The sequence below is a fragment of the Pectobacterium brasiliense genome, assembly GCF_013449685.1.
Lineage (GTDB): Bacteria > Pseudomonadota > Gammaproteobacteria > Enterobacterales > Enterobacteriaceae > Pectobacterium > Pectobacterium brasiliense_A.
The window spans coordinates 89,638-100,418 of record NZ_JACDSF010000033.1 but is presented as its reverse complement, the minus strand read 5'-3'; the positions used below and the strand labels follow the sequence as shown (position 1 = coordinate 100,418).

Here is a 10,781-nt window from a genome sequence, read left to right as displayed (position 1 = left end):
TACACAATTTTAATTACAGGCTCGAAACAGAGCCAACGGCGATGCGTGAGGTTGTTCCTTCATTACTTTATGTTTTAGCTGATGATAATTAGATAGGCGTCAATGCATGTTTATTTTTGTACTTTGCCAGCTATTTGCTGGCTTTTTTAACTAGGCCAATTACCGAATTCTTGCGGAGGTCTGGAAGGGGGATCGTAGTAAATGTGGCTTACTGGAGCTGTTTTCTACTAATTTCTTCTCTCAAAAATTCAACACTTCCTTTACGAATATCAATATTTTCTCCGCAGGAACTGAATGATTTATGCCTTTCTTCCCAGCAGGGCGAGATCTAACTCACTTTGTGTGGTTATTATGCTCAAAATAGATACGATTTCAGTTCAAAGAATGCACGTCAGATACATAATTACCGATTGATAAAAGGTTATTAATATATGGGTATTATCAAATTTCTTGAATTGTATGCGTTTTAAGCAAAGTGGAATCCCGCCCTGTTCTTCCCAGTCATCCGGGTGTGCGCCTTCTGCCATTGATAATGACATAACGGCATGATGTACATCAGAGATACAATTTAGCGTCTGCTTATTCAGTTTGACCATCATCCACTCATAACCAAGGATGGAGATAGGCACGCCAAAAATGATGCTTAAACCAAGTACAATCACTCGAAATTTCATTTCCATAATTTCTTCTGCTCACGATAAAGACTAGTAACTTACATTATCGGAGGGGTTAGGCATTTTATGAGTGGAATTACAATAGTTTACGCGTATGTCAATTCATATAAAGATGATAATGAGGGGCTACTTCGCAGCGCCCTTACCTGCGTCATTTAGTTTGGTGGCCCGCCAATACTGTGTCGAAATATTTAGCACAATAATGCACTAATGATATGGTTATATTTCAAAGGCAACTGAAAGGAAATCATATGAATGCTGCATTAGAGCGGGCTTTAGAACATCTTCAGATTGTTACTAATATTTCTTCAGGCCTTGCTCATCCATTGGATGAAAGCACCGCAAAAGAGGTATTCAAGTACCTACATAAGTTAAGTATTAGGCTTGAATATGATGAAATTTCTACATGGGCTAAACAGCATGGTTGGGAAGATCGTCATGCCAGAGAGCTTGCTCTGTTGGCTGAGAAAATTGGATCAGGTGGTCGAGTTGTGGTTAAAAACAAGGGGCGGTTAAGTGAAGACTTTCAAAAAGAGCTACGATCGTTGAAGTAAACCCCAGGTGTTATCAGGGCTGCGAAAGCGGCCTTTTTTGTTTTTGTGCTTTCTGTATCGTTCAGCAACCAGTGTATAAACATCTGTATAAACATTATAAAAAAACGCTTGCCATTTCTGACAAGCGTTCTTTAAAAACAATAGGTTATGAATTTTGATTAATTCATGCCGTATTTTTTCAATTTCTTACGCAGAGTACCGCGGTTGATGCCCATCATCAGGGCAGCGCGAGTTTGGTTACCGCGGGTGTATTGCATCACCATGTCCAACAGTGGCTGTTCAACTTCAGCCAATACCAGCTCATACAGGTCACTTACATCCTGACCGTTCAATTGAGCAAAATAGTTCTTCAGTGCCTGTTTAACCGAGTCGCGCAGGGGTTTTTGGGTTACCTGAGCCTGAGAGTTTACAGTGGAAACGGTCAGTACGTCAGAATTCACGCGTTGTTCGAACATAGTTCTGTCAGCTCTTTTTCTGTTTACGCAAGATTTTCAAAATATGCCTTCAACGCCTCCAGCTGCTCGCTGGCATCCTCAATGGCGTTGAATGTGCGCCTAAACTGGTCGTTTGGGGCATGCTCCTGGAGATACCAGGATACGTGCTTACGAGCGATACGAAATCCCTTGCCTGGACCATAAAAGTCGTGCAATTCCCGTATATGCTCGATCAACAAGCGCTTGACCTCTGCCAACGGCATTGGTGCCAGCAACTCCCCTGTGTCCAGATAATGCTGGATTTCCCGAAAGATCCAGGGTCTTCCCTGAGCGGCTCGTCCTATCATCAGGGCGTCAGCCCCGGTGTAGTCAAGAACCGCTCTGGCTTTATGCGGGTCTGTAATGTCGCCATTCGCAATAATAGGAATGGAAACGGCCTGCTTAACTGCCCGAATGCTGTCGTATTCCGCGAAACCATTGAACAGGCACGCACGGGTGCGTCCGTGAATGGTTAACGCCTGAATGCCACAGTCTTCAGCCAGTTTGGCAATTTCTACACAGTTACGATGCTCTGGTGCCCAACCGGTTCGGATCTTCAGTGTCACCGGTACGTCTACCGCTTTCACTACCGAAGAGAGGATCTGTTTGACCAAATCCGGATACTGCAACAACGCAGATCCTGCCATCTTGCGGTTCACCTTCTTCGCCGGGCAGCCCATATTGATGTCGATGATCTGCGCGCCGGAATCAGCGTTGATTCTCGCTGCCGCCGCCATCTCATCGGGGTCACAACCGGCAATTTGCACGGCTCTGATACCCGGTTCATCGCTATGAACCATTCGCAAACGCGACTTGTCTGAACGCCACACTTCCGGGTTGGAAGAAAGCATTTCAGACACGGTCATTCCAGCGCCCATCGCATGACAGAGTGCTCTAAATGGGCGATCGCTAATACCAGCCATTGGGGCTGCTATCAAGCGATTACTAAGCTGAAATTGTCCAATGTGCATAGACAAAAATTGACCATACTGTGCCTGCAAGGGCGCGTATATTACGCATTTTTTACGTCAGATGAAAGGCCAAACTTTGACCAATTTACGGCTATCGATCAATGAAAATGCAGTTCGTAGAGGTATATGAAAATATTATTCATATTTAACAGTGTGTTATGTTTTTGTGCTGATTTTTTGAACGACAAAATATTCATCTGCTTACAGAATTTTATCTGCAAGCACGGTCATTTTTGGTGGAGATACAGCAGCCTATCAAGGCTTTATCAGTGAAATGCGTTGGTTAATGTGGCAAAAAAGGGTACTGATTTACCTGAGGCTGGCCGACAGACGGTCTGACCAGCCTCGCGACGTGGCTTAATGGATGATGATTCGGCCATTAAGCGGCTGTGTGGGGCGGTTATTCGCGTGATGCATGACCGAGCGGAACTGGTTTATCTGATCGGTAGAAGCAGTGACGGGATGGTCCAGTACGAGCCAGCGAATGCCTTCTGAGCACGGTGGCGTGGTGAGCGACCCACTAAACCGATAGTAGTTTAATGATGTCGGTAACAAGGCCTGAATCGCGATTGGCGTGCGCACGTCCTCCGGCTGATTAACCTGAGCCGGAATCTGCTGCCATGTCGTGGCTAGCGGCAGATTGGCTTCTCCTTCCTGAAACATCAACGCGATAACGGTAAGCGCGCCAGCCGCGTCTTTATAGACAAAATGGCCTTCTAGCGGAAACTGCTTACCGTCAATTTCATTCTCGCTCGGTGCGTGAAAGTGAAACTGCTGCAAGGTGAATGTCTCGTTATCCAATACCAGCGTATTCCCCGGGCCCACGTTAACCTGAACGGTATGCCCGTTGTTGATAATTTGCTGTGTCCCAGACTGGAAAGCTAGCTGTAGAGGGGCGTGCTGGGCGTCCAGCGCCTGGCGGATATTAATGGGAGATTGGTTTTTACCGGTTTCACACAGCGAGAAGTCTGGGGACAGCTTTCCCCAGTGTGCGGGATCGCCGTTGCCTTCGTAGCCCCAGTGAACCGGATCGGCCGCCAAGGCGGAAAAGCTGGCGGATAACATCAATACGACAGAGAGTTTACCTTTCATTTTTCATCCCTTGAAAATAATGATATGGCATCGTTGAGCGCCGGGCGCAGGTGACGTCCAGTCGCTTGCCGAGCTGAATAATACGCCTGTTTATGGGGATCAATCGTGAGATATAGCAGGAAGAAGTGTGCCCACCGTTGCACATACGGTGGGCGGGACTAGCAGGATAATGTTATTACGATGTGCGGCGTTGGCCGGTAATGCGGCACCACTCTTCGCGTTCAGCCACTGGATCGAGCGTGAACTTGTCTGCGTACGCTTCTGCGACGCCTTCAGCCTGCGTCGCAAGCACGCCAGACAGGCCGAGGTGGCCGCCTGCTTTTGGCAAATCGCTAATCAGCGGTGCCAGCTCGCGTAGCGGACCAGCAAGGATGTTGGCGACGACGACATCGGCAGACAGGTCGGCAGGCTGGTCTTTCGGCAGATAAAGCTCAAGGCGCTCGGAAACGCCGTTGCGCTGTGCGTTGTCGCGGCTGGCTTGAATCGCCTGCGGATCGATATCAATCCCGATGGCGCGTGCGGCACCCAGTTTCAGAGCGGCAATCGCCAGAATGCCGGAACCGCAGCCGAAATCGATGATGGTTTTCCCTTCCAGATCCAGTCCGTCGAGCCATTGCAGGCAGAGCGCGGTCGTTGGATGGGTACCGGTGCCAAATGCCAGACCGGGATCGAGCATGACGTTGACGGCAGTCGGGTCAGGAATGTCACGCCAGCTTGGGCAAATCCACAGGCGTTTGCCGAACTGCATCGGGTGGAAGTTATCCATCCACTCGCGTTCCCAGTCTTTGTCTTCCAGTTGTTCGATTTTGTGTTTAAAACCGACGCCCAGCAGCGGTTCTTGCTCCAGCATCGCGATAACCGCGTTCATATCGGTTTCGGCATCGTACAGGGCAATCGCGTCGGTATCACCCCACAAGCGAGTCTCGCCCGGCAGCGGTTCGAACACGGGATTATCGTGCGTATCCTGAAACGTAACGGATACCGCACCGCTTTCTATCATGGCGTCACCCAGTTGTTCTGCAACATTTCCTGAGGTGTTTATTTTCAGTTGAATCCACGGCATAGCAGTCTCTATTACATTTAAAGTGAAGATGAAGCGGCAACCGGCGCTGGTGGATTATGACCAAAGCGGTTGCCAATAATAAACGCCATCAGGCTGAGTAACAGCGATGGCACAATCGGGTGATATCCAGCCAGCTGAAGATTGAAGCTAGCCAGTAAGGTATAGCAAATCGCCCCGGTGAACATGGCGCTAAGCGCCCCCGCAGCGTTCGCGCGTTCCCAATACAGGCCCAGCACCAGCGGCCACAGGAACACCGCTTCCAGCCCGCCAAACGCCAGCAGGTTCAGCCAGATGATCATATCCGGTGGCCGTAAGGAGGCCAGCAGCACCAGTAGACCCAATAGTAGCGTAGTCATGCTGGACAGGATCTTGATGCGGCGTTCGTTATGGATCTGCTCTGGGCGCACGCTGAGATAAAGATCCTTGATGATCGTGGCGGAAGCCTGAAGCAGATGCGCATTAATGTTGGACATGATAGCGGCCATTGGCGCAGCGAGAAAGATCCCGGCGGCCAGCGGCGGTAGTACGGTAACCATCAGCGCCGGTAACACCTGATCGGGAATCGTCAGATTTGGCATCACGGCGCGGCCCAGCGCGCCAGCCAGATGCATGCCGAGCATCAGAATTCCGATGACGATCGTGCCGATAATAATCCCGCGGTGCAGCGCTTTGCTGTCGCGATAAGAGATGCAGCGCACGGCGGTGTTCGGCAGGCCGATAACGCCGAAGCAGACCAGCACCCAGAATGAGGCCATAAACGGCATCGACAGAATACCGCCGCTGCCCTGCGGCGAGACCAGCATTGGGTCGATCTGTTGCAGCTTATCCACCGCGCTGTGCAGGCCGCCAGCGGCATAGATTACGCCGACCAGCAGGATAACGGTGCCGATCAGCATCACAATGCCCTGCATTGCATCATTGAGCACGCTGGCGCGAAAGCCGCCAAACGTGGTGTACAGCGCAATGGTGACGCCGAAAATCAGCAGGCCGATGTCGTAAGGAATGTTAGCCGCGGTTTCCAGCAGGCGTGCGCCGCCGATGAACTGCACGGCCATCGCACCGATAAACGCGACCAGCAGGCTGATACTGGCGAACCACACCAGCAGCGGGCTGTTGTAGCGGGCGTACAGCATGTCGTTCAGCGTGATGGCGTTGTAGCGCCGCGCCAGAATGGCGAACTTTTTCCCCAGAATCCCGAGCGACAGCAGCATGGTGGGAAGCTGGATCATCGACAGCAGCACCCAGCCCAGCCCATATTTATACGCGGCACCCGGCCCGCCGATAAACGAGCTGGCACTGACGTAAGTGCCGATGAGCGTCATCGCTAGCACAAACCCGCCCATTGAGCGGCCGCCAAGGAAATACTCGTTAAGAAAGTTACCCGCCTGACGGCGACGGTACGCATAGACCGACAGCCCGAAGACCAGCAGCAGATAGCCAATCAGCGGCAATAAAATTTCAATTTGCATCGTCACTCTCCAGTGAGATATCGCGGAAAATGACGCGCACCATCAGCCAGCACAGCAGCGTAAACACGAGCGGCAGCAGCAGGCAAGCCATCTCAAACCAGTGTGGAAGGCCGGTGATCCCTTGTGTGTTGTCAGGCAAATAGGCGGCAAGCACCCAGGCCACTAAATAAACCAGCGTCAGGCCAAACGCCCAGCGGGCCTCTTTGTGCGCCTGAGGAAAGCGTGTATCCATGTTCTGCTCCACCGTGAATGGGAGAATGGGTATCGTTATGAACGTCGTGATGACGAAAGCGGGAATTTTACGGCATGTGGGCCAATTGACTAGTAAGAATTACGTCATCAGCGTAAAAGCCAGTCGCGATGTACGCATTATTTGACGCGAGAACATTTTACTCCAAGCGCCAACGGGGAGTGAACATGACGGTTTTTTCAGAGTGAAAAACGCGGAAAAGGAGCCGAACGGTTTAATGATTGTCACTTTTGCGTCATTAGTTGTCACCTCCGGATGAGCGTGCTCATGGCTCTCTGGATAACACTGGGGTTCCATTAAAAGGAGCCCGATCATGTTGAATAACCCTTCATCGAAATACAAAGCGTATCCACCGATTGGTCTAAAAGATCGGCAATGGCCTGACAAGACATTAACTCAGCCTCCACGTTGGCTTTCCACCGATTTACGGGACGGTAATCAGGCGCTTGCTGAGCCGATGAATGAAATGCGTAAACTGAAATTTTGGGATCTGCTGATTGCCTGCGGATTCAGAGAGATTGAGGTCGCTTTTCCGTCTGCTTCCCAAACTGATTTTAATTTTGTTCGCTTATTGATCGAAGAAAAGCGTATTCCGCAGAATGTGACGATTCAGGTGTTAACGCAGGCGCGAGAAGATTTGATTGCGCGTACCTTTGAATCGCTGAGCGGTGTACATCGCGCCACCATTCACTTATACAACGCGACTGCACCGGTTTTCAGGGAAGTGGTGTTCCGTCAGACACGCGATGAAATTATTCAGCTTGCGGTCAATGCGACGAAGCAGATCCGTCAGCTATGTGCTGAGGCGCAGGAGACTGACTGGACCTTTCAATATTCACCGGAAACGTTCTGTTTTACCGAGCCAGATTTCGCGCTTCAGATTTGCGAGGCTGTCGCCGATGTCTGGGAGCCTGATGCGTGCCGTCCCATGATCATCAACCTTCCTGCGACCGTTGAGGTCAACACGCCTAATGTGTATGCCGATCAGATAGAATATTTTTGCCGACATTTTTCCCGTAGAGATAAGGTCTGTATCAGTGTGCATCCGCATAATGACCGCGGTACAGGCATTGCCTGCGCTGAACTTGCTTTACTGGCTGGTGCTGAAAGAGTTGAGGGCTGCCTGTTTGGTAATGGAGAGCGTACCGGTAATGTCGATTTAGTGACGCTGGCGCTTAATCTTTACACGCAGGGAATCTCTCCTGAGCTCGATTTCAGCCACATGAAGAAGGTGGTGGAAGTGGTTGAGGAGTGTAATCAACTCCCCGTTGCACCACGTCACCCTTATGCCGGAGAACTCGCTTTTACGGCTTTTTCCGGTTCACATCAAGATGCGATTAAAAAAGGGTTTGCAGCACGACAGCGTTCGGCCTCGCCATTATGGGAAATTCCCTATCTTCCGCTCGATCCGGAAGACATTGGTTGCAATTATGAGGCCGTTATTCGCGTAAACAGCCAGTCAGGAAAAAGCGGTGCTGCCTGGCTGCTTGAGAAAAACCATGGCCTCATCTTACCTCGTCAACTTCAGAAGGCATTCAGTCTGCTGGTACAGAAAGCGTCTGAATCTGAGGGGAAAGAGATGTCGCAGATGGCTGTCTGGATGCTATTTCGTGAGGCTTACGGTTTAGTCGAATTACCGCTGATTCGGTTAACTAAATATACCTGCGATAATCAGCTTGGGCAGAACACAACGCTTTCAGCTGACATCATTTTCCGTGAGAAAAGACTGAATTTGAAGGGCGCAGGAAACGGTTTTCTCTCTGCGGGCATGACGGCTCTCTGCCGAGAGGTGAAAGCAGACCTTAATATTGTGAGCTATCAGGAGCACACGTTAGGTCAGCGTAGTGACAGCCGTTCTGTGGCTTATGTGTGCTGTCAGAACCATGCGGGTGAATGTGCATGGGGTGTCAGCATTGACAGCGATGTTACCCGAGCCTCTTTGCAAGCGATGTTGAATGCCGCAGGGCGTTTGATTATGGGTTGAAGTAATTGCCGGGCGCCACGCCCATGACTCTGCGAAACATGGCACTGAAAGCTCCCGGGTTGGCATAGCCTAAATCCAGCGCCACTCGGGTGACTTGTTCGCCCTGTGCCAGACGCGTTAGCGCAATCAGCAAACGTGCACGGCGAACCCACTCACTGAATTGCATACCGGTTTGCTGATAAAAATGTCGGCTGAGTGTTCTTACGCTGACATTGGCTTGCTCGGCAGCGTTGGCCACAGTCCAGGCCTCATAGGGGGCCTGACGGACGGCATTGCACAATAATTTCAGACGCTCAGAAATCGGCTCAGGAAGACAAAAAGGAAGCGTATTCATCAAACGTATTTCATCAAGGATCAGTTCATAAATACGTTCGGTCCGACTTCCTGGCTCATAATTAGCGGGAAGTTTCAGGACATCGACGATGAGTTCTCGTAATAAAGGTGTTATCCCCACGACCTGACAGATAACAGGGAGGTCTGCTCTGGCAAGCGGTTCGACAAAAAGTACTCTGGCCTTAACTTCACCCACAATATGTAAGGCATGTGGAATATCTGCGGGTATCCATACCCCACGCGAGGGTGGAACCACCCAGATTCCCTGTTGGGTTTCAACCCGAATAACCCCGCTAAGCGTATGAATCAACTGAGCGCAACTGTGAGTATGCCAGCTTTCATAATCCCCGTGATTATAGTTGTGTGCGTACGGAATTAATGGTCTGCACGAGAAATCAAAATCGGATTGTCTTGTCACTCTGCAACCACCATCTCATCCTAAAAAAGACGATATATCCTACCTCGTTTGCTTGTGCTAGTCAGCGCTTGAGAACTGCATGACGACTCGGAGGCATAAATAACAAAGGCCAGCATAAGCTGGCCTTTTGACTCGATTGCGCAGTATTTACTGCAAGCCGAGTTTCTTCTCCAGATAGTGGATATTGGTGCCACCTCTCTGGAAGTTTTCATCGCTCATGATCTTCATCTGAAGTTCGATGTTGGTTTTGATGCCATCGATGATCAGTTCAGCCAGCGCGTTCTTCATACGGGAAATCGCGATTTCGCGCGTTTCGCCGTAGGTGATCAGCTTGCCGATCATGGAATCGTAATACGGCGGTACGGTATAACCGGCGTAAATATGCGATTCCCAACGGACACCAAAGCCGCCCGGCGCGTGGAAACGCGTGATTTTACCCGGGCTTGGCAGGAACGTGTTCGGATCTTCCGCGTTGATACGGCATTCCACCGCATGACCGCGAACCTTGACGTCTTTCTGCTTGATGGACAGTGGCAGACCGGCAGCGATGCGCAACTGCTCTTTGATCAGATCCACGCCGGTAATCATTTCGGTTACCGGATGCTCCACCTGAATACGGGTGTTCATTTCAATGAAGTAGAACTCACCGTTTTCGTACAGGAACTCAAACGTACCCGCACCACGATAGTTGATATCGACACAGGCTTTGGCGCAGCGATCGCCGATATTGCGGCGCAGCTCGTCCGTAATGCCCGGTGCTGGCGCTTCTTCCACCACTTTCTGGTGGCGGCGCTGCATGGAACAGTCACGCTCGGCCAGATAGACGGCGTGGCCCTGACCATCAGCCAGAATCTGAATTTCCACGTGACGTGGGTTTTCCAGATATTTTTCCATGTAAACCATGTCGTTGTTGAAAGCCGCTTTGGCTTCCGCACGGGTCATGTTGATGGATTGTTCCAGCTCTTTGTCGCTGCGCACTACACGCATACCACGACCACCGCCGCCGCCAGAGGCTTTGATGATGACCGGATAGCCGATGCGTTTTGCATGAACACGGTTAGCGTCCATGTCGTCGGTCAGAGGGCCATCAGAACCGGGTACGGTTGGAACACCCGCTTTTTTCATGGCGGTGATGGCTGACACCTTGTCGCCCATCAGGCGAATGGTTTCTGCGCGTGGGCCGATGAAGATAAAGCCAGAGCGTTCAACCTGCTCGGCAAAATCCGCATTTTCGGACAGGAAACCGTAGCCAGGGTGAATCGCGACGGCACCCGTGATTTCCGCAGCGGAAATAATCGCTGGGATATTCAGATAGCTTTTTGTCGACGGTGCCGGGCCGATACACACGGTTTCGTCCGCCAGCAATACGTGTTTCAAATCGCGATCCGCACTGGAGTGAACGGCGACGGTTTTGATGCCCAGTTCTTTACAGGCACGCAAAATACGCAGCGCAATCTCTCCGCGGTTAGCGATAACGATTTTATCTAGCATGATAAGCCT

General features: G+C 50.8%; 11 protein-coding genes. 2 read left to right on the top strand and 9 right to left on the bottom strand.

Annotated features, from left to right (window positions below):
* Window positions 1-377 precede the first annotated feature (377 nt).
* Window positions 378-680, bottom strand: a complete 303-nt coding sequence (locus H0248_RS14555) for a hypothetical protein (RefSeq protein ID WP_180786451.1) — start codon at window positions 678-680, stop codon at window positions 378-380.
* A gap of 245 nt (window positions 681-925) precedes the next feature.
* Between H0248_RS14555 and H0248_RS14550 the strand changes: the two genes are divergently transcribed.
* Window positions 926-1,228: a DUF1889 family protein gene (locus tag H0248_RS14550; protein ID WP_180786450.1), complete on the top strand. Its 303-nt coding sequence runs from the start codon at window positions 926-928 to the stop codon at window positions 1,226-1,228.
* Window positions 1,229-1,386: 158 nt separating this feature from the next.
* On the opposite strand, the gene fis is transcribed toward H0248_RS14550, so the two are convergent.
* From fis to H0248_RS14520, 6 genes are all read right to left on the bottom strand, one after another.
* The gene (gene fis, locus H0248_RS14545) at window positions 1,387-1,683 is read right to left on the bottom strand and encodes a DNA-binding transcriptional regulator Fis (protein ID WP_005975342.1); all 297 of its coding nucleotides are present in this window, start codon (window positions 1,681-1,683) and stop codon (window positions 1,387-1,389) included.
* A 23-nt stretch (window positions 1,684-1,706) separates the two neighbouring features.
* Entirely contained in the window at window positions 1,707-2,672 is a 966-nt protein-coding gene (gene dusB / locus H0248_RS14540; protein ID WP_010681537.1) for a tRNA dihydrouridine synthase DusB, read from the bottom strand.
* A gap of 357 nt (window positions 2,673-3,029) precedes the next feature.
* A complete protein-coding gene (locus H0248_RS14535; RefSeq protein ID WP_180786449.1) occupies window positions 3,030-3,764 on the bottom strand; it encodes a carbonic anhydrase in 735 nt (244 codons plus the stop codon).
* 175 nt (window positions 3,765-3,939) lie between these two features.
* On the bottom strand, window positions 3,940-4,827 hold the full coding sequence (gene prmA, locus H0248_RS14530) for a 50S ribosomal protein L11 methyltransferase (protein ID WP_039282860.1): 888 nt from the start codon (window positions 4,825-4,827) through the stop codon (window positions 3,940-3,942).
* 17 nt (window positions 4,828-4,844) lie between these two features.
* A complete protein-coding gene (gene panF / locus H0248_RS14525) occupies window positions 4,845-6,296 on the bottom strand; it encodes a sodium/pantothenate symporter (protein WP_014913828.1) in 1,452 nt (483 codons plus the stop codon).
* Window positions 6,286-6,528 (bottom strand): YhdT family protein, encoded by a 243-nt coding sequence (locus H0248_RS14520; protein ID WP_010681541.1) that lies wholly within the window; start codon window positions 6,526-6,528, stop codon window positions 6,286-6,288. Before H0248_RS14520 ends, panF begins: the two co-directional genes overlap by 11 nt.
* Window positions 6,529-6,859: 331 nt before the next feature.
* On the opposite strand from H0248_RS14520, the gene leuA reads away from it, so the two are divergent.
* A complete protein-coding gene (leuA, locus tag H0248_RS14515) occupies window positions 6,860-8,530 on the top strand; it encodes a 2-isopropylmalate synthase (protein WP_180786448.1) in 1,671 nt (556 codons plus the stop codon).
* Here leuA and H0248_RS14510 read toward each other — a convergent pair.
* Window positions 8,520-9,281 (bottom strand): AraC family transcriptional regulator, encoded by a 762-nt coding sequence (locus tag H0248_RS14510; RefSeq protein ID WP_180786447.1) that lies wholly within the window; start codon window positions 9,279-9,281, stop codon window positions 8,520-8,522. The genes leuA and H0248_RS14510 overlap by 11 nt on opposite strands.
* A gap of 147 nt (window positions 9,282-9,428) precedes the next feature.
* The gene (gene accC, locus H0248_RS14505) at window positions 9,429-10,772 is read right to left on the bottom strand and encodes an acetyl-CoA carboxylase biotin carboxylase subunit (protein ID WP_039557841.1); all 1,344 of its coding nucleotides are present in this window, start codon (window positions 10,770-10,772) and stop codon (window positions 9,429-9,431) included.
* Between the last annotated feature and the right edge of the window lie 9 nt (window positions 10,773-10,781).